This is a genomic window from Acinetobacter sp. IK23, from assembly GCF_035615275.1.
Classification (GTDB): domain Bacteria; phylum Pseudomonadota; class Gammaproteobacteria; order Pseudomonadales; family Moraxellaceae; genus Acinetobacter; species Acinetobacter seifertii.
Map to the genome: position 1 here is coordinate 128739 of NZ_JANBNX010000004.1, position 23476 is coordinate 152214.

Annotated in this window: 24 protein-coding genes; 17 read left to right on the forward strand and 7 right to left on the reverse strand. The window is 40.5% G+C overall.

Annotated elements, in window-relative coordinates; genetic code table 11:
* Position 1: 1 nt before the first annotated feature.
* Both MSG95_RS04940 and nagZ read right to left on the reverse strand, forming a co-directional pair.
* On the reverse strand, positions 2-844 hold the full coding sequence (locus MSG95_RS04940; protein ID WP_077164482.1) for a class I SAM-dependent methyltransferase: 843 nt from the start codon (positions 842-844) through the stop codon (positions 2-4).
* A 372-nt stretch (positions 845-1216) separates the two neighbouring features.
* Positions 1217-2236 carry a beta-N-acetylhexosaminidase gene (gene nagZ / locus MSG95_RS04945; protein WP_077164481.1) on the reverse strand — a complete coding sequence of 340 codons (1020 nt, stop codon included), beginning with the start codon at positions 2234-2236 and terminating at the stop codon, positions 1217-1219.
* A 192-nt stretch (positions 2237-2428) separates the two neighbouring features.
* On the opposite strand from nagZ, the gene MSG95_RS04950 reads away from it, so the two are divergent.
* From MSG95_RS04950 to MSG95_RS05015, 14 genes are all read left to right on the forward strand, one after another.
* Positions 2429-4612, forward strand: coding sequence for a carboxy terminal-processing peptidase (locus MSG95_RS04950; protein WP_077164480.1), 2184 nt, complete (start codon positions 2429-2431; stop codon positions 4610-4612).
* Between the two features lie 139 nt (positions 4613-4751).
* The gene (locus tag MSG95_RS04955) at positions 4752-6050 is read left to right on the forward strand and encodes a glycosyltransferase family 4 protein (protein ID WP_077164479.1); all 1299 of its coding nucleotides are present in this window, start codon (positions 4752-4754) and stop codon (positions 6048-6050) included.
* Positions 6051-6074: 24 nt separating this feature from the next.
* Complete coding sequence (locus tag MSG95_RS04960) at positions 6075-6626, forward strand: phosphatase PAP2 family protein (RefSeq protein ID WP_324644966.1); 552 nt, start codon at positions 6075-6077, stop codon at positions 6624-6626.
* A gap of 99 nt (positions 6627-6725) precedes the next feature.
* Positions 6726-6926, forward strand: coding sequence for a Fe-S cluster assembly protein IscX (iscX, locus tag MSG95_RS04965; protein ID WP_004698764.1), 201 nt, complete (start codon positions 6726-6728; stop codon positions 6924-6926).
* Between the two features lie 113 nt (positions 6927-7039).
* Positions 7040-7471: a nucleoside-diphosphate kinase gene (ndk, locus tag MSG95_RS04970; protein WP_000963851.1), complete on the forward strand. Its 432-nt coding sequence runs from the start codon at positions 7040-7042 to the stop codon at positions 7469-7471.
* A gap of 122 nt (positions 7472-7593) precedes the next feature.
* Positions 7594-8826 (forward strand): 23S rRNA (adenine(2503)-C(2))-methyltransferase RlmN, encoded by a 1233-nt coding sequence (gene rlmN / locus MSG95_RS04975; RefSeq protein ID WP_004698763.1) that lies wholly within the window; start codon positions 7594-7596, stop codon positions 8824-8826.
* Positions 8827-8841: 15 nt separating this feature from the next.
* Positions 8842-9642, forward strand: coding sequence for a type IV pilus biogenesis/stability protein PilW (gene pilW / locus MSG95_RS04980; protein ID WP_004698762.1), 801 nt, complete (start codon positions 8842-8844; stop codon positions 9640-9642).
* Positions 9633-10424: a helix-turn-helix domain-containing protein gene (locus tag MSG95_RS04985; protein ID WP_004698761.1), complete on the forward strand. Its 792-nt coding sequence runs from the start codon at positions 9633-9635 to the stop codon at positions 10422-10424. The genes pilW and MSG95_RS04985 overlap by 10 nt, the downstream gene beginning before the upstream one ends.
* Before the next feature lie 21 nt (positions 10425-10445).
* A complete protein-coding gene (ispG, locus tag MSG95_RS04990; protein ID WP_004698760.1) occupies positions 10446-11561 on the forward strand; it encodes a flavodoxin-dependent (E)-4-hydroxy-3-methylbut-2-enyl-diphosphate synthase in 1116 nt (371 codons plus the stop codon).
* Positions 11558-12850: a histidine--tRNA ligase gene (gene hisS / locus MSG95_RS04995; RefSeq protein WP_077164478.1), complete on the forward strand. Its 1293-nt coding sequence runs from the start codon at positions 11558-11560 to the stop codon at positions 12848-12850. Before ispG ends, hisS begins: the two co-directional genes overlap by 4 nt.
* Positions 12851-12878: 28 nt before the next feature.
* The gene (locus MSG95_RS05000; RefSeq protein WP_002053293.1) at positions 12879-13577 is read left to right on the forward strand and encodes a YfgM family protein; all 699 of its coding nucleotides are present in this window, start codon (positions 12879-12881) and stop codon (positions 13575-13577) included.
* The gene (bamB, locus tag MSG95_RS05005) at positions 13577-14722 is read left to right on the forward strand and encodes an outer membrane protein assembly factor BamB (protein ID WP_077164477.1); all 1146 of its coding nucleotides are present in this window, start codon (positions 13577-13579) and stop codon (positions 14720-14722) included. Before MSG95_RS05000 ends, bamB begins: the two co-directional genes overlap by 1 nt.
* Before the next feature lie 186 nt (positions 14723-14908).
* Positions 14909-16318 (forward strand): ribosome biogenesis GTPase Der, encoded by a 1410-nt coding sequence (gene der, locus MSG95_RS05010; protein WP_019458083.1) that lies wholly within the window; start codon positions 14909-14911, stop codon positions 16316-16318.
* Between the two features lie 113 nt (positions 16319-16431).
* Positions 16432-17088, forward strand: a complete 657-nt coding sequence (locus MSG95_RS05015; RefSeq protein WP_077164476.1) for a 4'-phosphopantetheinyl transferase family protein — start codon at positions 16432-16434, stop codon at positions 17086-17088.
* 68 nt (positions 17089-17156) lie between these two features.
* On the opposite strand, the gene secB is transcribed toward MSG95_RS05015, so the two are convergent.
* The 4 genes from secB to rsgA form a co-directional block, all read right to left on the reverse strand.
* On the reverse strand, positions 17157-17615 hold the full coding sequence (gene secB / locus MSG95_RS05020; protein WP_004698753.1) for a protein-export chaperone SecB: 459 nt from the start codon (positions 17613-17615) through the stop codon (positions 17157-17159).
* 27 nt (positions 17616-17642) lie between these two features.
* The gene (gene grxC / locus MSG95_RS05025) at positions 17643-17900 is read right to left on the reverse strand and encodes a glutaredoxin 3 (protein WP_002114715.1); all 258 of its coding nucleotides are present in this window, start codon (positions 17898-17900) and stop codon (positions 17643-17645) included.
* An 11-nt stretch (positions 17901-17911) separates the two neighbouring features.
* Positions 17912-18328 (reverse strand): rhodanese-like domain-containing protein, encoded by a 417-nt coding sequence (locus MSG95_RS05030; RefSeq protein ID WP_004698745.1) that lies wholly within the window; start codon positions 18326-18328, stop codon positions 17912-17914.
* Positions 18329-18425: 97 nt separating this feature from the next.
* A complete protein-coding gene (gene rsgA / locus MSG95_RS05035; RefSeq protein ID WP_077164474.1) occupies positions 18426-19484 on the reverse strand; it encodes a ribosome small subunit-dependent GTPase A in 1059 nt (352 codons plus the stop codon).
* A gap of 125 nt (positions 19485-19609) precedes the next feature.
* Between rsgA and orn the strand changes: the two genes are divergently transcribed.
* The 3 genes from orn (at position 19610) to MSG95_RS05050 (ending at position 22004) form a co-directional block, all read left to right on the forward strand.
* Positions 19610-20176: an oligoribonuclease gene (gene orn / locus MSG95_RS05040; protein ID WP_004698740.1), complete on the forward strand. Its 567-nt coding sequence runs from the start codon at positions 19610-19612 to the stop codon at positions 20174-20176.
* Positions 20177-20332: 156 nt separating this feature from the next.
* Positions 20333-21064, forward strand: a complete 732-nt coding sequence (locus MSG95_RS05045; RefSeq protein WP_077162741.1) for a Bax inhibitor-1/YccA family membrane protein — start codon at positions 20333-20335, stop codon at positions 21062-21064.
* A gap of 136 nt (positions 21065-21200) precedes the next feature.
* Positions 21201-22004 carry an enoyl-ACP reductase FabI gene (locus MSG95_RS05050; RefSeq protein ID WP_004698737.1) on the forward strand — a complete coding sequence of 268 codons (804 nt, stop codon included), beginning with the start codon at positions 21201-21203 and terminating at the stop codon, positions 22002-22004.
* A 69-nt stretch (positions 22005-22073) separates the two neighbouring features.
* Here MSG95_RS05050 and MSG95_RS05055 read toward each other — a convergent pair whose 3' ends face one another.
* Positions 22074-23468 (reverse strand): efflux transporter outer membrane subunit, encoded by a 1395-nt coding sequence (locus MSG95_RS05055; RefSeq protein WP_077164503.1) that lies wholly within the window; start codon positions 23466-23468, stop codon positions 22074-22076.
* Positions 23469-23476 lie beyond the last annotated feature (8 nt).

A 23476-nucleotide genomic window follows, 5' to 3' on the forward strand; every position in this document is an offset into this window, starting at 1 on the left:
ATTATTTTGTTTGGGCATGAATAGTCCAGACTAAGCCACCTAAATGCTCTTCATCGCTCTCTTTAGAAATTTCCCCAAAGAATATTTGTGGTTGTTCAACGTTAACTTGACTAAAGCCTGCATTTTTAAAAAAGTCTTTCACCTCACGTGGCGTTTTAAAATGAAAACTAAATGAGCTGCGAGACATGAGTTTAAGTAATTTACTACTGTTCCAGATAATGCTGGCAAGTTTATTTTTAACAGGTTCAGGGTAAAGGTCGGTTAAGTAATGGAACTTTTTAAAAGAAGTCCCATAGTGAGCAATTGACTGGATCAGTTGTTTTAATAAGTCTTTATCAAAATAGTTAATCAAACCTTCACTAATCACAACCAGTGGGCGGTTCGGGTCAAATACTTCAAATGCTTGAGCAAAGGCTTCGGTAAATAAATCGACTGATAAAATCTCAGGTGCATTTTTTTCAATTTGTTGTAACGCATTTTGTTTGGTTTGTGCCATATCGGGTAAATCAAGTTCTCGATATGTAATCGAAGGATAATGCTGCCTAAACCACCAGCCTCGTGGAGACAGGCCACATGCTATTTCTAGAACTTGTAAATCAGGACTTTCTTGAATGAGTTGTTCTAAGTGATGATCAAGCATGGTGTGGCGTTGTTTGAGTGTCGTGCGCATGCTACCGCCCACATATTTCTCTGCCCATGATTCTATTGGATGAACCAAATATGCTAGTGATTTGCCTTTGGCTGTAGCAAGTGCTTCATGAGAGATCCCCATTTGATACCAGATATAGCCTGTATAGTGGGCTGTAAAAGAGATGTGGCGGTGTTTTGAAAGGTGTTGTGTCATTCGTCCTGAACTCGATTTATTGTTTTTGGGTGATCTTCATTATTTGTAACAATGAAGAGATTTTAATGCATTGATGCCGAATAAACCTGCATGAAGGAGTCCTGTCAATTAGGTTGGCATTCTGGGATGAACTTTCAGTTGGAGTTACTTTTCTTTCGGGAAAAGTAACCAAAACCTGAGGTGCGAATAGCAAAGATTAATTATCTTTGCCGTACCGTAAAACGAAAGCTATGCTTGAGTAAATACTACGCACTTCGTTTGTCTTGCACAATGCGAAAGCGCTAACGCTTTTGCATTGCTCAGGTTGCGTATGACTTAACCGTGTATCAGATAGTGAATAGGTTTTTGTAGCCAATTGAAATTTATACTAACTTAAATCGAATTTTTAAACTCTTCAATGGCTGTTTTGACAGCTTGCCACTCGTCGCCAAGCGATAAAGTTTCACCAATCTGAATTTGTGGAATTTGACCACGCATGCGTTCAAGGCGTTCTTGGTTTGGTAGCGCTAAGTTTGCAATACCTTCGAGTGCTGTACAGGCTGCACTACGGTCATTACATACCAGCCCCATATCACAACCCGCTGCCAGAGCGGCCTGAATACGCGCATCTGCACCACCAGCGACACAAGCAGCCTGCATGCTTAAGTCATCAGAGAAAAGTACGCCATTAAATTTCAAGCGATTACGAAGGACCTCTTGAATCCAGAAAGGTGAGAAACCTGCCGGATTTGGGTCAACCTTGTCGTAAATTACATGTGCAGGCATGAGCGCGTCTAGCTCAGGCATAAGTTTAATGAAGCTTTGCATGTCATGGTTATAAATTTCGTCATAACTACGGCTATCGATTGCAGCTGCGACATGAGAGTCGGCTTTTACCGAACCGTGACCTGGAAAGTGTTTGCCGGTATTGGCCATTCCAGCTTTTTTCATACCGCGCATAAATGCGCCAGCAAGTGGAGCGATATCTTCAATATTTTTAGAGAATCCACGGTCACCAATCACATCGCTAATTGCATTAAGGTCTAAAACTGGTGCAAAACTAAAATCGATACCCACAGCTAAGACTTCTGTTGCCATTAACCAGCCACACTGTTCTGCCAGTTCAAGGGCCTTTTGTGGTTGAGTAATATAGAGTTCGCCAAAGCGACCCATTGCTGGCAATAGAGTAAAGCCAGATTTTAAACGTTGAACTCGACCACCTTCTTGGTCGACAGCAATTAAAATATCTGGGCGAACTTGGCGCATATGGTCGGTTAAAGCACGGACTTGTTGTGGTGATTCAATATTTCGTGCAAATAAAATCATGCCACCGACTTGCGGAGCTTGTAATAGTTCAATATCTTCTTTAGTAAGTTCTGTGCCGGCAATGTCCAGCATCAACGCGCCAATCATATTGGTTCCATTTGAATTTTGATTGAAAAACAATAAGCGAATTTTGCAATGATTTGCTACATTTTGTCAGTACAGAATATGATAAAACTACACGGTATAAACAATTTAGTTGGTTAAGATGTTGAATCTGCTTAGTTCATATCGAAAACAGAGCGTGTAAGATACGAACACCCAAGGAAGTATTAAGAATTTATGAAACTTCAAACTATAGCTTGTGCAGTAACAATCGCGACTGGCGGTTTATTCTTCTCTCATACGATGAACGAAGCAAGAGCAGCAACTAATACTGCTGCTGTTTCTCAATCGATCCAGCCAACGCAAGAGCAGGCCTTGGTGGCTCGTCAACTGGCAACTTTAGTTGATCGCCAACATTATTTAAATATGCGACTAGATGCGAATACATCTAATCGTATTCTCGATATGTACTTAGACAGTCTTGATCCAGATCACTCATTATTTTTAGACGCTGAAGTTCAAAATTATAAAAAACTCTATGGTTCAAATTTTGGTGCTTCATTAAAAGCGGGGAACTTAACTGGACCGTTTGCAATTCACCAGCAATATCGTGAACGCTTAAAACAATTTTACGAGTTCATGCTGGCTGAGTTAAAACAACCACAAAATTTAAAACAGCCAAATAGCTATATTGAAGTAGATCGCGAAAAAGCGCCGTATTTTAAAACAACGGCTGAGCAGCAAAATCACTGGCGTAAAATGTTAGTTTCGCAGTTAATTAATTTAACGATTAGCCGTGAAGAGGAACAAGCAAAACAAAAAGCGCTTAAAGAAAACCCGTCACTTGCTGATGGTCAAGACTTAACAGGCCCAGAAGATTTAACACCAGCGCAGACTTTGACTAAGCGTTATACACGTCAGCTTGAAAGAATTAGCCGTGTGAAAAGCGATGATGTTTTAGATAAAACATTAAACGCAATGCTAGCGACTTATGATCCACATAGTAACTATTATCCGCCAATTGATGCGATAGAACTGAACCGCCAAACGACCTTACAACTTGAAGGTATTGGGGTATCGATTCGTCCAGAACGTGGCAATGAAGATTACACCAAGATTGAAACCATTGTAGAAGGTGGTCCTGCAAGTAAGTCTGGTCAAGTGAAATCAGGAGATCGAATCGTTGGAGTCGCTCAAGAGGGCGGTAAAATGATCGATGTGGTTGGCTGGTCAAGTTCGGAAATTGTTGGACTTATTCGTGGTAAACGAGGCACTAAAGTAACGCTGAAACTTCTTGGTGCTGGTGCATCAATGAGTCAGGCACGTAATGTGACTTTAGTGCGTGATGTTATTCAAGAAGAAGATGCAGGTGTTCGTTCACGTACCGTTGAAGTAACACGCGATGGTAAAAAGCACCTACTAGGTGTGATTGAAATCCCATCGTTCTATTTTGACTATCGTTCACGTCGTGCTGGTCAGCAATATCGTTCAGTTTCTGAAGATACTGCAAATGCTTTTGAGGCATTAAAAGCGAAGAAAGTCGAAGGTATTATTATTGACTTACGTAATGACCCAGGCGGTTCATTAGAAGAAGTTGCACGTATGCTTGGACAGGTAATTAAGTCAGGTCCGGTTGTGCAAATTCGTGACGGCAATGGTAATGTCAGTGTATTTGAAGACAACGATGGCGGTCAGCAAATCTATACAGGTCCACTTGCTGTATTGGTGAACTTAGCATCAGCGTCTGCAAGTGAGATTTACTCTGCGGCAATTCAAGACTATGAGCGTGGCATTATCATTGGTAGTACAACCACAGGTAAAGGTACAGCTCAAGTTCAACTTGATACTTTGGCATACGGTCAAGCGACTTTAACACAACGTAAATTCTACCGTGTTACTGGTGGTAGTACGCAAAACAAAGGTGTAGTGCCAGATATTAAACTTGTCGACATCTATAACGAAGAGTTTGGTGAGCGTAAATCGAAGAATGCTTTGAAGTGGGATACCATTCCGACTGCACCATTTAAACGAGAAGGTTCTGTTCAACCATATGTTGCGAAGTTGTCTCAATTCTCTGAACAACGTGTTGCTGCCGATCCTCAGTTTAAATATTTAAATAAACGTACGGCTATTGCGAAGGTTACGAGTGACCAAAAGCAAGTTGTACTTGATATTGATAAGCGCCGTGCTGAGCTTCTTGGTTTAGAAAAGCAAACGTTAGATGCTGAAAATGAACGTCGTGCAGCAACAGGTCAAAAACCTTTTGCAAACTGGGAAAGCTACCAAGCTTCATTAGATGCTCTAGCTGAATCTCGAGCGAAAATGAAAGCTAACCAACGTCCTGCGTTGCCAGAAGAAGAAACATTTGTGAATGAAGCTGCAAATGTACTTATGGACTATGCAAAATTGCAAAACCGTTAAGTTCTTTTGTCTGTTTTACGAAAAAGCACGCTGTTCTCAGCGTGCTTTTTTAATTTTTGATGTCAGTAAACTGTCATGCATTTATCATCAAAGTGTCAAGAAAGCTGCTTAATCTTTAAGCATGAAAATAAATACATTGATGGATGGCGCTATGCAAGGCTCATTCGCGACAGCACTATTAAAACAACAGCAACTTCCTGAAAGCTTCCAATTCCATTTCAAACAAAAACAGCAGTGGTCTAATACTCAGGGATTGCATCAACTCCATGATTTAGTCCGTCCACGTTTAAAAATTGCGATTGTGACAGAGACATGGCCACCAGAGATTAATGGTGTTGCACTCTCGCTATTACAGTTATGTCAAGGTTTGCAAAAACAAGGTCATAAAATTTTACTGGTTCGACCAGAGCAAAAAGCCAAGTGTCATGAGTTTTTGCCAGAGCAAGAATGTCTGGTCATGTCACAAGCCATACCAAAATATCCAACTTTGCAATTTGGCTGGCCTCAATATTTAAAAGTTTCAAAAGCTTTTGAAAAGTTTGTGCCTGATGTTGTACACATTGTGACGGAAGGGCCTTTGGGCTTAACTGCCATGCAAGCTGCCAAGGCAAAAGATATTCCAGTTTCTAGTGGCTTCCATTCACCATTTCAAGATTTTAGTCGATTCTTTGATTTGGCTTTCTTGGTTAAGCCAATCCAAAAATACCTTTGCTGGTTTCATAACAATACTCAAGTGACCTGTGTGCCGAGTAAAGATACAGAGGAAGCCTTACGTGGTTTTGGTATTACCTGCCCACTTATTGTGGTTGGACGAGGGGTCGATACCATGCGCTTTTCGCCAAAACATCGTTCAGAAAGTTTACGTCAGCAATGGGGTGTCGATGCCGATACTCGTGTCATGCTGTATGTAGGGCGTTTATCACCAGAAAAAGAAGTGCAATTGATTGTTGAAAGTTATGCAGCCATGCAAAACATGTCGCAACATAAAACTAAACTGGTGGTAGTAGGAGATGGCCCAGATCTTGCTCGATTAAAAGCACTGCCAGAAGCGAGAAGTGTAGTTTTTACCGGTAGTTTGCGTGGACAAGAGTTGGCGACTGCCTATGCAAGCGCAGATGTATTTGTATTTGCCAGTCAAGTTGAAACGTTTGGTAACGTAGTTTTAGAGGCAATGGCAAGCGGTTTGCCAGTTATCGCGTATGATTATGCATGTGCACATCAATATTTAGTCCATAACGTAAGTGGCTGGTTAAGTCCACTTGGACAGAAAGACCATTTTATACAACAAATTTATCAACTCCCTCCAGTACAACAACTTAGAGAAATGGGCATACAAGCCTGTCGTAAAGTACAGCAAAGCGGTTGGCAACTTCCGGTACAGCAATTAGAACAGGCATTTTATCAGGTGGTGAAAGAATCCTCGGTGGACTTCACCTAAGTATCCTAAAATAGGAGAACGACCATGAAATTAAAGAATGCAAAAATAAAAATACTCGATCTCGATTTGAGAGGCTGTTTATATCTCAATCATTTTTCTCACTCACAACGTGTGGCTTTATTCTTCAAAATTATTAGCCGTGCGGGCGATGGGCCATTTTGGTACCTCATGCTAGCAATTGTATGGGGAATGCATGGCATTACCTATAGTTTGCAAATTATCTATTTGTTAATTGGCGGCTCAATAGGAACTGCAATTTATAAATTTCTAAAACATAAAACGACGCGTCCACGCCCTTACCAAGTCCATCAAGTAATTGTGCTTGGTGAAAGACCACTTGATCACTTTAGTTTTCCATCTGCTCATACGTTACATGCAGTGATGGTGACAATTGTGTTGGGGTATATCCAACCTGTGTTATTAGCCGCTATGTTACCTTTCATGGTACTGGTTGCGTTGTCTCGCATGGTGCTTGGACTTCACTACCCAAGTGATGTGATTGTGGGGGCACTTATTGGTGCGGCAGTGGCAAGCATCATTATATTTGTAGCGCCATTATTAAACATCGCTTTATAACGAACAGTAATTTTTATCAGCTTAAGCTATCGATTAGGTTTGTGTATTTGCTAAAGTACACAGTTCGTGATTTAGCAGATTAAACAGATAGGAGCCGCTATGGGCTTACGTTGGACAGATACGATTGATATTGCCATTGAATTGTCAGAAGCACATCCAGAAGTTGATCCGCAATGGATCCGTTTTACCGATTTACATGCATGGGTATGTGCATTACCAGACTTCAGTGATGACCCAAATAAATCAACCGAAGGATTGTTAGAAGGTATCCAAATGGCTTGGATAGACGAAGTTCGCTAAAAACAGTAGAAAAAATCGCAACTTTTACACATTCAAAGCTGATTATTACCTATGACATCGGTATAATGCTGCAAATTTTTTAAAGTTTAAATCTTAAAATAAAGGAGCCACTCATGGCTATTGAACGTACTTTGTCTATCGTAAAGCCTGATGCTGTGTCTAAAAACCACATCGGTGAAATTTTTGCTCGTTTCGAAAAAGCGGGTTTAAAAATTGTTGCGACTAAAATGAAACACCTTTCTCAAGCTGATGCTGAAGGCTTCTATGCAGAGCACAAAGAACGTGGTTTCTTTGGTGACTTAGTTGCATTCATGACTTCTGGTCCAGTTGTAGTATCTGTTCTTGAAGGCGAAAACGCAGTTCTTGCTCACCGTGAAATTTTAGGTGCTACAAACCCTAAAGAAGCGGCTCCTGGTACTATCCGTGCTGATTTCGCTGTAAGCATCGACGAAAATGCTGCTCACGGTTCTGACTCAGTTGCTTCTGCAGAGCGTGAAATTGCTTACTTCTTTGCTGACAACGAGATCTGCCCACGCACTCGTTAATCGAAAGCATTCAAACCAGATAAGTGGTATACTACTTATCTGGTTTTTTTATTCTCTCAAGAGCATATTGTCTGATTCTTGAACAATATCTTCTGTTTTTGACATGGTTTAGGTAAATACACATGAGTTCTGCAGTGGTCGTTTCATCTGAAAATCTTGATGGACAGCAGCAATCTTCGTCCACGCCAGCATCGCCTGCTGCCGAAAAAGTGAATTTACTCGGCATGTCACGCGCGCAATTAGAAAAATTCTTTGAAGATATTGGTGAGAAAAAGTTTCGTGCCGGACAGGTCATGAAATGGATTCATCAGTACTTTGTTACTGATTTTGCTGAAATGACGAATATTTCAGGAAAGTTGCGTGCAAAACTTGAACAAATTTGTGAGATTAAAGCTCCTGAAGTTGTTCACCGTCACTATTCAAAAGATGGTACACGTAAATGGGTGTTTCGCGTAGGTGAGGGTGCAGGTTCTTTAGTTGAAACTGTGTTAATTCCTGCGGAAGATAAAACAGGCTTACGCAAAACTTTGTGTATTTCATCACAAGTAGGCTGTGCATTGGACTGCTCATTTTGTTCAACAGGTAAGCAAGGTTTCCAACGTGATTTAACGCCAGATGAAATTATTGGGCAACTGTGGATGGCAAACTATTCTTATATGGAAGAAGTGCCTGTTGCTGATCGTGAGCGTTCAGTGACCAATGTCGTGATGATGGGTATGGGTGAGCCTTTGCTCAACTATGATGCCGTATTAAGCTCAATGCAGATTATGCTTGATGACTTTGCTTATGGTATGTCAAAACGTCGTGTGACTTTATCAACTTCAGGTGTGGTACCGAAAATTGACCAACTTGCACAAGATATTGATGTTGCATTAGCAATTTCTTTACATGCGCCGAACGATGAGTTGCGTAATGAACTTGTGCCAATTAATAAAAAATATCCATTGGCTCAGTTGATTGCAGCATGTCAGCGCTATATTGCCAAAGATGGTAATGAAAGTACGCGTAAACATGTGACCATTGAATATGTGATGTTAGAGGGCGTGAATGATCAGCCTGAACATGCACAGCAAATGATTAAATTATTAAAAAATTTACCAAGTAAAATTAACTTGATTCCATTTAATCCATTCCCGCACGCGCCATATGGTCGCTCAAGTCGAAATCGTATTATCTCGTTCCAAAAAACTTTGTCTGATGCCGGATTTGTGTGTACGATTCGTCAAACACGTGGTGATGATATTGACGCTGCATGTGGACAGTTAGTGGGTCAAGTAGCTGATAGAACCCGCCGTGCTGAACAGTGGCAGAAAAAAGTGACACAGCGTCAAGAGATTTTACGTACACAAGGATAAAGTTGAGGGAAGACTTTGAGTACTCCGAAGTTAAAGATCATGTTATGTATGGGGGTTGCAGTTGCATTTCTGGCAAGTGGTTGTCAGACGTCGCCAACACTAAAAAAGGACCCGGAAAAAGCAGTTAAGGTGCGTACGCAGCTTGCTGCAGAATACATTCGTTCTGGTGACTTGGACTCAGCAAAACGTTCCCTCGACCAAGCTCTAAGTATCGAGAGTCGTGACGCAACGGCAAATATGATGATGGGTATTTTATTGCAACAAGAAGGCAGTAAACCCAATTTAGAAAAAGCAGAACATTATTTTAAACGTGCAATTTCTTCTGAGCCAGATAATGCTCAGGCGCGTAATAATTATGGTACGTATTTGTACCAGATGGAACGTTATAATGATGCCGTCGAGCAGTTCCGTATTGCTGGTGCAACATTAGGTTATGACCAACGTTACCAAGCCTTAGAAAATCTGGGGCGGATTTATTTAAAATTAGGTGATATTGCGAGTGCTGAAAAAACATTCAAACAAGCGCTCCTTGCTAACCGTGACTCTTACATTTCAATGTTAGAGTTAGCAGAAATTTTTTATTTGCAGCAGCAGATTCCGGCTGCTACACAAATGTATGAGCAATATGTTCGTACAGTGGGGCAGAAAAATCAGGGTGCTCGCGCACTTTGGATTGGTTTAAGAGTGGCTCGAGCCAATGCGGATAAAATGGGAATGCAAGTTTTAGTAAATCAATTACGTGCTTTATTCCCGGAAAGTCCAGAATATCAACGTTATTTGCAATTACAGTATAGTACTGAGGCCGTATGGAAATAAATCCTAATTCACAGCAGCCAACTGGCTCAAGCTTACCGACTTCTGCTTTAGGAAATATTCAACGTCCTGGTGAGTATTTACGTCAAATTCGTGTTTCTCAGAAAAAAGAATTAGAGCAAGTATCTTCAGACTTAAATATGCCGCTGAAAACGCTAAGTGCGTTAGAGCAAGACGATTATAAATCTTTGCCAGAGGCAACTTTTATCAAAGGTTATTATCGTTCTTATGCAAAATATTTAAATGCTGATGCAACTGCAATTATTCAGCGTTTTGATGAGATTTATGCAAATGATACAGGCCTTTTGCCAAATCATGCTTTAAACAACTCACCAATTAAAATCATGGGTAAATTACCGGGTTCTAATAGTGATCGTAATAAAAAATGGTTAAAGCGTGCATTGCTTGCGATTTTGATTATTGCTGTAGTGTCATTGATCGTGATGGGCGTTCAAAAATGGACTTCAAACAAAGGCGAGACTGAAGTGCCAAAAGCAAATCAGTCTAATGTTGAAGTTTTACCTATGAAAGGAAATGGCTCTGCAACAGCGGGCGATCAATTGGTGTTAAACTTTAACCGTCCAACTTCTGTTCATATTGTAGATGCAACAGGTAAGGTTTTAGCGACAGGTCGTCAGGCATCGACTTTAACCTTAAATGGGGAGTCTCCATTCCAGATTCGTCTTGATGATGCAACAGCTGTGTCATTAAGTCTAAACCAAGAACAGATTTCATTGTCTCCATATACGGTAAACGGTAAAGCTGAATTCCGTTTATCCCGCTAATACCATGAGTTGAGCGATACAATGATAGAGAACCCAATTAAACGTCGACCAACACGTAAAATTCGTGTTGGTTCGGTCTATGTCGGTGGCGATGCACCTATTAGTGTGCAAAGTATGACAAATACCGAAACTTGCGATGTCGATGCAACTGTGGCTCAGATTGAGCGTTGTGTTGACGCAGGTGCAGATATTATGCGTGTTTCAGTTCCTTCTATGGAAGCAGCTGAGGCTTTTGGTGCAATCCGTAAACGTGTTTCAGTTCCACTAGTGGCTGATATTCACTTTGACCATAGAATTGCTTTGGCAGTTGCAGACTATGGTGCAGACTGTTTGCGTATTAATCCAGGTAATATCGGTTCAGACCAGAAAGTTCGTGAAGTTGTTGCTGCTGCACGTCATCACGGCATTTCTATGCGTATTGGTGTGAATGCGGGTTCTCTAGAAAAAGATTTACAGAAAAAATATGGCGAACCTACAGGGCAGGCACTGCTTGAGTCAGCTTTACGTCATATTGATATTTTAGACCGTCTAGATTTCCATGAGTTTAAAGTCAGCGTAAAAGCATCAAATGTATTTTTGACCATGGATGCTTATCGTTTGCTTTCTCAACAAATTGATAATCCATTGCACTTAGGTGTAACCGAGGCTGGTATTTACCGTACAGGTACTGTGAAATCAGCGATTGCTCTTGGCGGGTTATTGATGGAAGGCATTGGCGATACCATGCGTATTTCGCTTGCTGCTGAACCTGAAGACGAAATTAAGATTGGTTTTGATATCTTAAAATCGCTTGGTCTACGTTCTAACGGGATTAACTTTATTGCTTGTCCAAGTTGTTCTCGTCAAGAATTTAACGTGATTCAGGTGATGCAAGCCTTAGAAGAGCGTTTAGAAGATATCCGTACGCCAATGGATGTGTCAGTGATTGGTTGTAAGGTAAATGGCCCGGGTGAAGCAAAAGAAGCGGATATCGGGGTTGTTGGGGCTGCGCCTCGCTCACTGGTTTATCGTAATGGTGAGAAAAGCCATTTAATCGATACCGATCAATTGGTTGATGAAATCGAAACAATGGTTCGTCAACGTGTTCAAGAGCTTGAAGAAGCTAAATCTAAAGAAATTATTCGTAGTTCATCATGAGTTCAATAGTCGCAATCAAAGGTTTTAATGACGTCTTACCAACGCAAACATCAGCGTGGAGACGTCTCGAGCAGCATTTAGCATCGTTAATGGATGCTTATGGTTACCAACAAATTCGTTTGCCGATCGTTGAACAAACGGGACTGTTTAAACGTGCTATTGGTGATGCAACCGATATCGTTGAAAAAGAAATGTACACATTCTTCGATAAAGGAAACCCACCTGAATCATTAACTTTGCGTCCAGAAGGGACAGCGGGTTGTGTACGTGCGTTGGTTGAACATAACTTATTGCGTGGTGCTACGCCGCGTGTGTGGTATATGGGACCTATGTTCCGTTATGAAAAACCACAAAAAGGCCGTTACCGTCAGTTCCACCAGTTTGGTGTTGAAACTTTTGGTGTGGCAACTCCTGATATTGAAGCTGAAGTTATCTTGATGACAGCTCGTTTATGGAAACGTATGGGCGTTGATCATATGGTTCAGCTTGAGTTGAACACGTTGGGCGAAAAAGATGAACGTACAGAATATCGTAATGCTTTGGTTGCGTTCTTAAATGAGCATAAAGATGCTTTGGATGAAGATTCACAGCGCCGTTTAACGACAAACCCATTACGTATTTTAGATTCTAAAATTGAATCTACTCAGAAAATTTTGGAAAATGCGCCGAAATTAAATGACTTTTTAAAAGAAGATAGTCTAAACCACTTCCAACAATTACAAGATTATTTGACTGCTGCTGGCGTTAAATTTGTAATTAATCAAAAATTGGTTCGTGGTTTAGATTACTACAATAAAACTGTTTTTGAATGGACAACAACAGCACTTGGGTCGCAAGGTACAGTGTGTGGTGGCGGTCGCTATGATGGCTTGGTTGGTCAGCTAAAAGGTAAGGCAGACCAATCTGTACCTGCTGTAGGTTTTGGCATGGGAATGGAGCGCTTACTGCTTCTGATTGAACAAGTTGAACAACCTGAAACTGTACGTGATTGTGAAGCATTCTTGGTTGCAGAGCCTGCTTACCAAGCTAAAGCATTGGTTTTGGCAGAGCAATTACGCGATCAGCTAGAAGCAGCGAATAGCAATATTCGTATTAAAACGGGTTCACAAGGCAGCATGAAGAGTCAGATGAAAAAAGCTGATCAGGCTGGGGCTGTTTACGCCATGATTTTAGGTGAGCGTGAATGGGAAGCACAGCAGCTTGCGATCAAAGAGTTAGCAACAGCTGAGCAGACACAAGTTGCACTAGCTGAACTCGTACCATTCTTAATTGAAAAATTTACAAAATAAACTGAAACATCTGGAAAAGGACAATCACATGAGCTTAAGTGATGAAGAACAATTCGACAGCTTAAAGTCGTTCGCCAAAAAATATGGTTCTGCCATGATTAGCGGGATTCTCATTGCATTGATTGCCTTTTTTGGGTGGGAATATTGGCAAAAAAGAAATCTTGCAACGAGTCAGACTGAAACTGCAAAAGTACAGCAGTTAATGGATGAGGCAAATGCAACAGCCGATAATCCAAATGCTTTAGCTTCAATAACAGCTTCGGCAGATAAACTTGTAAAAGACGATATTGATTCAGTTCAGGCGATACAAACTCAATTTGTATTGGCAAAGCTTGCATATGAAAAACAAGATTATGCGGCTGCTGAAAAAGCTTTGAAAAAAGTTGAAAACTCAAAAGTAAAAGATGAAGGACTGATTCAGGTTGTAAAATTGCGTTTAGCAGATGCACAATTGGCGCAAAACAAATATGATGAAGCTCTAAAAACTTTGTCTGGTAATGTCGATCCGGCATTTAAAGCAACAGTAGAAGAGTTACGTGGTGATATCTTTGTTGCGAAGAAAGATATTGATTCTGCTAAAAAAGCGTATCAAGCTGCATGGGATTCGTTACTGGAACGTAAACAAGAGCGACAAATTTTACAAATTAAACTCGAAAGTGTTGGCGTTTTAGTTGAAGATCCACAGATTGAGCGCCCAATTTTGGAAACACAGGTGGAAGAGTCTTAATGAATCAGAAATTCAAACTGCCTTTGGCAATTGCAATCGCATCAGCTGTATTGGTGGGATGTTCTAGCAACAAAGTAAAAGAAGCAAAACCAAATCCACTACCGAAATTGACTGAGTCGACAAAGGCTCTAGTACCGGTGTTTTCACGCAGTGTTTCTTCTACGAATAAGGCAGATCCATTACGTTTACAACTTGATGCTAATGAAGGCGTTGTCTTTACACTTGATCCTAAAGGTGAAGTTGCAGCATATCGTGGCAAACAACGTCTTTGGGAGAAAAAAGTAAGTAAATTGGGCTTAAGCTCTGGTGTTGAAGCGGCTGAAGGTATTGTTGTTGTGGGTAACAGCAAAGGTCAGCTATTTGCTTTAGATCAAGCAACAGGTGAACAAAAATGGACTGCACAATTATCTGGTGCATTATTAAGTCCTTCTTTAGTTCAGTCTGGACGTGTGATTACGATTGCAAATGATGGTACTGTTTTTGCACATGATGCATCATCAGGACAACAAGTCTGGGCATACAAATTGCCAAACGTTCAGTTTAGTTTGCGCGGTCAGCCATCGCCAGTGAGCCTTGATTCACGTACTGTTTTAATTGCTTCAGCAAATGCTTATGTTTATGCAATTGATATCATTAGCGGTATTCCACGTTTCCAACGTCGTGTTGCGGTAAGTGAAGGTCGTTCTGATATTCAACGCCTGATCGATATTGATGGTGATCCAGTTGTTGCAGGCCAGCTTATGGTGACAACAAGCTTCCAAGGGCAAGTCACAGTGACTGATTTGGCTTCTCAACGTGTAGTTTGGAGTGAAGATTCAAGCAGTACCAAACGTCCAGAAGTTTATGACAATAAAGTATTTGTTTCGTCAACTGATGGCAAGCTGACTGCTTATGATTTAACGACAGGTGAGCAGCTTTGGCAAAATGACAGCTTGTTGAATCGTCATTTAAGTAATCCTGTTGTATTAGGCCAAAATTTAATAGTCGGTGATTTGGATGGTGTTTTACATCTTATTGACCCGACAACAGGTAAATTGGTGGGACGTTCTAAAACGAGTGGTGAGGTCAATACATTACGTGTTATTGAGAATCAACTCTACGTTTCGACCCAAAAAGGCGATTTAAGTATTTGGCAGAATCGTTAATTTTGTTCGCTTGTGCTAAAATAGCCGCTTAACAAATTACGCTGTTAAAAATATCGGGGTGTTTGAATTAAATCAGTTCAAAGCCCCGTCTTTTATTATGGTCATATCTGACCTTAAAATATATCTCCTGTATTGTTTCTAATGCTCATGCCATGAGATATGGCTGGTCTTGATTAAGGTTATTGTATGAAACCCGTTATTGCGCTCATTGGTCGTCCGAATGTCGGAAAATCAACGTTATTTAACCAGATTACCAAGAGTCGTGATGCACTTGTAGCCGACTTCGCGGGTCTGACTCGTGACCGTAAATATGGTGATGCGACTTATCAAAATAAGTCTTTCATTGTTGTTGATACTGGCGGTATCGGTGAAAGTGAAGGCGGTATCGATAACTACATGGCCGAGCAGTCAAAAACAGCCATCAACGAAGCAGATATTATTATTTTTGTAGTTGATGCGCGTGCCGGTTTGTTAGCTTCTGATGAGCAAATTGCTCGTGAACTTCGTACTTTAGGTAAGAAAATTTATCTTGTTGCGAACAAGGTAGATGGCGTACATGCTGAAGCTGCTTTAGTTGAGTTTTATAAACTTGGTATGGGCGAACCATTACAAGTTGCAGCAAGTCATGGTCGTGGCGTTCAGCAAATGCTGGAAGATGTACTTGCGGAAGTTCCAGAAGATGAAAACCCAGATGAACATGACAAAGACACTGGCTTACGTTTAGCCATTATTGGTCGTCCAAACGTAGGTAAATCAACGCTGGTAAACCGCTTACTTGGTGAAGACCGTGTAGTCGCATTTGACCAACCGGGTACAACTCGTGACTCTATTTATATTCCGTTTGAGCGTGAAGGCCGTAAATACACCTTAATTGATACAGCGGGTGTGCGTCGTAAAGGTAAAGTTGATGAAATGATTGAGAAGTTCTCAATTGTTAAAACTTTACAGGCAATGAAAGATGCACACGTTGTGGTTGTTGTGGTCGATGCACGTGAAGGTATTGTTGAGCAAGACTTACATTTAATTGGCTATGCGCTTGAAGCTGGTCGTGCCATGGTAATCGCCATTAACAAATGGGATAACATGTCTGAATACGATCGCAAGCAATGTAAGCTTGATGTTGAGCGTCGTTTTGACTTTATTCCTTGGGCAAAAATTCATTTAATTTCTGCACTGCATGGAACAGGGGTAGGTGATTTATATCCTTCTATCCATCGTGCCTATGAGTCTGCGAACTTAAAAGTATCACCAGCGAAATTAACTCAAATTTTGAGTGATGCAACAGAAGCTCACCAACCACCAATGATTAGTGGAAAACGTATTAAAATGCGTTATGCGCACATGGGCGGACAAAACCCACCGACTATTGTGATTCATGGTAACAAGGTTGATAAAACACCTGCGGACTACCGCCGTTACTTAGAGAACGTGTTCCGTAAAGTATATAAACTTGAAGGTACGCCAGTTCGTATTGACTTTAAAACTTCTGAAAACCCGTTTGAAGGTCGTAAGAGTCAGGTTGATGAGCGTACAGCAGCTCGTCGTCGTCGTTATATTCAGAAATTCAAGAAAGCGGAAAAGAAATTTAACCGTTAATTTGTATGAATGTAAAAAAGCCCAAAGTCTTCTTTGGGCTTTTTATTATATGGTTTAATAAGTTATTGTTACTTTTATATTAGCTTTACTCCCAGATAGAATGGATTTAAAAAATGATTGACAAAAATATTGAAGTCTATACAGGGAAGCTAGATACATTTTTAAAACAACAACAAAAAGACTTTCCCGACTTTCGTACATTTAACGATTATAAAAAGCAGCAGATACAACATATTAAAAATAAGCTATTAGCTCAAAAGCTAAATGTAAATCCAACAGATTTGCAATTTGCAAAACATGAGTATGGCAAACCTTATTTATTGGATCATACTTTGCATTTTAACCATTCACATAGCCAACAATATTATGCTTTGGCGTTAAGTGAACATGTTAAAGATATTGGTATAGATGTTGAAGAACTTGATCGTAAAGTACGTTTAGATAGTCTGGCACAACATGCCTTTCACGCTGATGAATATGCAACATGGCAAACTCTAGAACAAGATAGAGAGTTTTGGTTTAAAGTTTGGACTACTAAAGAAGCTGTTTTAAAAGCTTCAGGCCTTGGTATACGTTTGGATTTAAATACTTTAAATACTCAAGCGCATCCTACCAATCATGGTGGATTATGTTCGCATGAACTTATTGGAACGTTTGCTTATCAAAACTTTATCTTAGGTAACATGATTTTAACGGTCGCATGGCGTTCCGAGCAGTCTTGCCGTGGGTTTCAGTTTCCTTCTATTCAGCTTCATTCGCTTGATGGCTAACAAACAAAATAGTAGATATAAAAAAACCGCGAATTACGCGGTTTTTTTTGTTTAGAGCAAGCTATAAATTAAGCTTGACCTTCAACGGCAGCAGCTTGAGCACGTTCCATATTTGCTTCGAACTCTGCATCAAAATTGATAGGAGTAAGAAGTAATTGAGGGAAGCTACCTTTAGTGACTAAGTCATTTACAGCTTCACGTAAGAACGGGAACAAAATGTTCGGGCAGTATGCACCCAAAATGTAAGGTAAGCGATCTTCTTCGATGTTATCGATTAAGAAAATACCAGATTGAGTTACATCTACGATGAACGCTGTTTCATTGTCATTATTGGCTTCAACCACAACTTTTAAAGATACTTCAAAGTGAGTTGGGTCAATCTTTTCTGCAGCAGAAGAAAGATTGATGTTAAGTTCAGGTTGCCATTGTTTAGTAAAAACTTGTGCCCCTGGAACCTCAAAAGAAATATCTTTTGTATAAATACGCTCTAAAGCTAATTGTGGTTGAACTTGTTGTTCTTCGCTCATTGTTTTTTCCTTAATATGGATGCGAGGTTAAGCCAATAATTCGTCGAGTTTACCTTCACGCTCTAAAGCATAAAGTTGGTCAAAACCACCGATAAACTGATCATTAATAAAAATTTGTGGAACAGTACGGTGATTGGTACGTTGCATTAATTCAACACGTACTTCTGGTGCTTCAACAGAAAGATTTACTTCTTTATAAGCAACACCTTTACGCTCAAGTAATTGTTTCGCGCGAACGCAATATGGGCATACAGAAGTTGAGTAAACAATGACATTTGCTGCCATAACAATTCTCCTTAAGCTTTTGGTTTGCTTTTAACGAGGGGTAAGCCTTGAGCTTTCCAGTTACTGATACCACCATCGAGGCGATAGCTATCATGGTGAGCGACTTTTTGTAAAGCGCTACCAGCAACTTGCCCTAGGTTGCAAATAAATACCAATGGACGGTCACTTGCTTTTAATTCATCAGCATGACTTGCAATTTGGCTATAAGGAATATTGCGGCTACCACTAATGTGACCTTCGCGGAAGTCTTTGCTATCGCGTAAGTCAATTAAAATAGCATTCTTCGCTTTCACTAAAATACCAAGCGACTGTGGAGAAATTTTACGACCGTTACGTTGACCTTCAAAAATGAAGAACAATACGATCAAGACTCCGAGTGTACCAAACAAAATGGGGTGATTCCCCATAAACTCTAACCAGCGTTCCACAAGTCACCTAAAAAAATTAAAAACAAAATTGACCTAGAGTATAGCGTATATAGATGGTGATCAAAATCACCACTTCAAGGGCAAAAGGGGTAGAAAATTAGTTTTTTTGCTGCGCTTCTTGAATCTCATCGATTAAACGTAAGAAGCTATCTAAACGTCGTGGCAAAATTTCACCTGCTTCAACAGCCTGTTTTAAGCCACAGTTCTTTTCATGAGTATGCGTGCAATTGCGGAACTGACATGAGCCTAAATGTGCTTCAATTTCAGGAAAACCCATACGAATTTTTTCTAAATCGAGATGCCAAAGCCCAAACTCACGAATTCCCGGCGAATCAATTAAGGCACCATTTTTACCAAAGTTGATTAAGCGCGTAGAAGTCGTGGTGTGTTGGCCAAGTGCAGAGTTTTCAGAAATGATATTGGTTTTCTGCTCAGCATCTGGAATAAGCACATTAATAAGCGAGCTTTTACCAACACCTGACTGACCAACAAAAGCAACGGTTTCACCATCAAGTCGTTGAGACAATGCTGAAATATCGCCTTTAGAATGACAAATCATGCTTTCATAACCTAAATCTTCATACTCTTTGAGCATGTCGAGAATCGGATCGTTTTCAGTGAGTAAATCTGATTTATTCAACACTAAAAGAGCAGGAATATTTGCATCTGCACATGCCACTAAGTAGCGGTCAATCAAAGTAGGTGCTGGTTCTGGAAGTGGAGCAAAAACAATAACGATTAAACTGATATTGGCTGCCACAGGTTTTACTTTGTGATAGCGATCTGGACGAGTAAGCAGTGAAGTACGTGGGTGAATTGCAGTAATAATTCCTAAGCCTGTGTTAGGGTCTGCTTGCCACTTCACTCGGTCACCCGTGACCAGTAATTCAAGATTTGTACGGGTGTGACAGCGCCATACGCTTTTGAGCTCAATCGGTTTCCAAAATGGTTCTGGTTCGCCTTCGGCAACTTGAGGTTTTTCTGGGTGATGCTCGGGTACAGAAAGTGCCTGTACTTCAAGTTGACGGCCATAGTGCTGTACAACCAGCCCATCTAGATCTTGTGAAGTATCGACTTCTTCTTGGCGAGTTTTATGCTGTTTTTCAATACGACGTTGCTGTTGCTCAGTTAAACGACGCTTACGAATTAGAGCCATTCATATCCCAAAAAAACCATTGTTTGAAGACCGCAAAAATAGCACGAAGCTGGTATGGAATTACAGCGCAGAAGCAAGAAATTTGCTACTATTGATGTTTTTACGGCATTTTAGAACGTACATACATGAGCAGTACTTTAAATACACGATTAATTTGGATTGATCTGGAAATGACCGGTTTAGATACCGACAACGACCAGATTATTGAAATCGCAACAATTATTACAGATGATCATTTAAATGTACTTGCCGAAGGTCCGGTTTTGGCTATTCATCAACCTGATCGTATTTTAAATGCAATGGATGAGTGGAACACTCGCCAGCATGGCCAGTCAGGTTTAATTGAACGAGTTCGTCGTAGTAAGTTGACGGCCCGTGATGCTGAGTTACAGACTTTAGAATTCCTAAAAAAATGGGTCAATCCAAAAATTTCACCAATGTGTGGTAACTCGATTTGTCAGGATCGCCGTTTCTTACATCGTTTAATGCCTGAGCTTGAGCAGTATTTCCACTATCGTAATCTTGATGTATCTACGATCAAAGAACTCTCAAAACGCTGGCGCCCTGAAATTATGAGCGGCCTGAAAAAGAATGCATCGCATTTGGCAATGGATGATATTCGTGACTCAATTTCTGAACTTAAATATTACCGTGAATACTTTTTCATTATGAATACTGATGGTAAAGATTAATGACGTTGTTCAAGTAAAAATGAAAAGGGGGCTAAAGCTCCCTTTTTTATTGTTTAAAGGACATTGTTACAATAATGCCAAGGGCTAATTTGGCTTTCATATTCATTTTGCTTAAAATGATGTTTTAAGTTTATTTATTATAAAAAGAGAGCATTTATGCAAAGTAATAACCCGATACTGACTCGCGTTGAAACGGTCAGTGACTATAGTCAACCGATGACCGTGCAAGGTGCGATTCAAAAATCTGTGATGTTGACCATCATTGCTGCCGCAGTGGGTGTCGCTTTATTTTTCTATGCAGCCTTTACTGCAAATGTTGGTATTGCTTACGCAGCATCAATTGTGGGTGCAATTGGTGGCTTGGTTTTAGCTTTAATTACAACGTTTAAACCAACAACTGCGCCAACATTGGCAATTCCGTATGCCTTATTTGAAGGGGCGTTTCTAGGTGGTATTTCGTTTACTTTCCAGTTGAAATATCCGGGCGTTCCTCTTCAAGCTTTATTGGCAACCTTCGTAACCACTTTAGTGATGTTTGGCTTATATAAGTTTCAAATTATACGCGCTACTGAAAAGTTCAAATCAGTTGTGATCTCTGCATCTTTAGCGATCTTTATTGTATTTATCGTGCAGATGGTGATGCGCTTAGCGTTTGGCTCAAGCGTTCCTTATATTTTTGAAAGTAACTGGTTAGGAATTGGTTTTGCCGCATTCGTTGCAGTTATTGCCTCACTTAACCTAATTTTAGATTTTGATTTAATTGAAACCAATGCGGCATACCGTGCTCCAAAATTCATGGAATGGTTGTGTGGTATTGCGTTGCTTGCAACTTTAGTCTGGATGTATATCTCGTTCTTACGTCTAATTGGCTTATTGTCTGATGACTAAAATTTAGATCATAAAAAGTCGCTCCGCTATAGGGGCGATTTTTTTTCGTGCGATTTTTGAAAAAAGATGCATTATGCAATTTCGAAAACTGCTGAATATTGGCATTATGCTGAAAATTGTTTTGAGTGAGATCGGCATGACACAAGGACTTTTAGCAGGTAAGCGCTTTTTGATTGCAGGCGTTGCTAGTAAATTATCAATTGCTTTTGGTATTGCCCAAGCATTACACCGTGAAGGTGCTGAGCTTGCATTTACTTATCCGAACGAAAAATTAAAAAAACGTGTAGATGAGTTTGCTGAGCAATTCGGTTCTAAGCTTGTGTTTCCATGTGATGTTGCTGTTGATGCTGAAATTGATAATGCATTTGCGGAACTTGCAAAACATTGGGATGGCCTAGACGGTGTTGTGCACTCAATCGGCTTTGCTCCTGCACACACACTTGACGGTGACTTCACTGACGTGACTGACCGTGACGGTTTTAAAATTGCTCATGACATTAGCGCATACAGCTTTGTTGCAATGGCACGTGCTGCAAAACCTTTATTACAAGCTCGCCAAGGTTGTTTATTAACTTTGACTTACCAAGGTTCTGAGCGCGTTATGCCTAACTACAACGTAATGGGTATGGCGAAAGCATCTTTAGAAGCTGGTGTTCGTTACTTGGCATCAAGCTTAGGTGTTGATGGTATCCGTGTAAACGCGATTTCTGCTGGTCCAATCCGTACTTTAGCTGCTTCTGGTATTAAATCTTTCCGTAAAATGTTAGATGCTAACGAAAAAGTTGCACCATTAAAGCGTAACGTAACGATTGAAGAAGTAGGTAATGCCGCGTTATTCCTATGCTCACCTTGGGCTTCAGGTATTACTGGTGAAATTCTATATGTAGATGGTGGTTTCAATACTGTAGGTATGAGCCAATCTATGATGGATGATGAATAAGTTTTAAAATTTATTCAGACATAAAAAAAGCCGTAGTTGAAGGACTACGGCTTTTTTAGTGGGCGCAAGTTATTGCGGCAACTCTTTTACCGGCGAACCACCTAATGCCTGCATAAGGGTAACATAAGCGTTGTATTGGCTTTGCTTGGTTTCAACAAGACTCAAGCGCGCAGTACGTGTAGTTTGCTGAGCATCGAGAAGTGTTTTTAATGCAACAGCACCATAACGATAACGCACTTCAGTTAAACGTTCGGTTTTTTCTGCAAGTTCAAGATTACGTGCTTGAAACTCTACTTGTTTGTCGAGTTCAGTACGACTTGATAATGCATTTTCTACATCAGCAAAAGCTTGATAAAGCGTTTGGCGATATTGAATAATCGCTTTTTCATAGTCTAGGTCGCTAATCGCAATATTTTTTTTCATATCGTTATATTGCAAAAACGGTAAGCTTAAACTCGCCCCAAGTGTGAGGGCAGGGTTACGTAATAACTCCGTTAACGACGTGCTACTTGAACCTAAACTACTGGTTAAGCTAATTGATGGATAGTAGCTTGCTTTTGTTGCATCTTTGGTTGCTAGAGTTTCTCGTAAGCGAAGCTCGGCTGCTTGCAAGTCTGGACGACGTGACAGAATATCCGCTGGTAAACCAGCACCAATAGCAGGGAGTGCAGTACGTGGTAAACGTTGTGGTTCTTGAATGTTGAGCTGCTGTACAGGTTCATGCAATAACACTGCAATGGCTGTACGGGTTTCAACCAGCTGTTGTTCAATTTGACTTAAACTTGCTTTTTGGCTTTGAACAGACTGTTCGGCTTGCGTGAGGTCTAAGCCTGAAACTGCGCCAGCTTTATATTGGGTTTGAACCAACTGATAAAGCTTTTGTGAAGTGGCTAAGCTTTGCTGCGCAGTTGCATAACGTTCATTTAAATAGCCGAGTTGCCAGTAGAGTTTCGCTGTAGTAGCAATCAGGCTTTGCCCAGTCGCTTGTAAGTCTTGTTCAGTTGCCAAGGCTTCCCATTTGCTCGCTTCGGTTTGACGAGCAAGCTTGCCAAACAAATCAAGCTCATAGCTTACACCCGCACTCATTGATAAGCCTTTAGAGCTGTCATCACCTGAATTTAAATCAAAAGTATGGCCTGTAGAAACACTTGAACTGGTACGCAAGCCTTGTTGATTTGCAGTTAAATCAGCTTTTAAACGAGCTTGCTTTAAAGTGATTCCTGCAACAGCCAAATCGCTATTGCGTTGTAACACGTTACTTACAAGCTGGTTGAGCTGAGCATCGTTAAAAAGCGTCCACCAACGGTCAGAATATTGCTCGACTGATGCTGTTTTTGTTTTAGTTGCATCGTATTGGAAGTTACCCGGAACCTGTACAGAAGGCGCTTGGTAAGGTGTTTTAACGATTGCTGCACATCCCACAAGAGAACTGGTGAGGAGAAGTGCTGCGCTAAGTTTAGTCATTGAAAAAG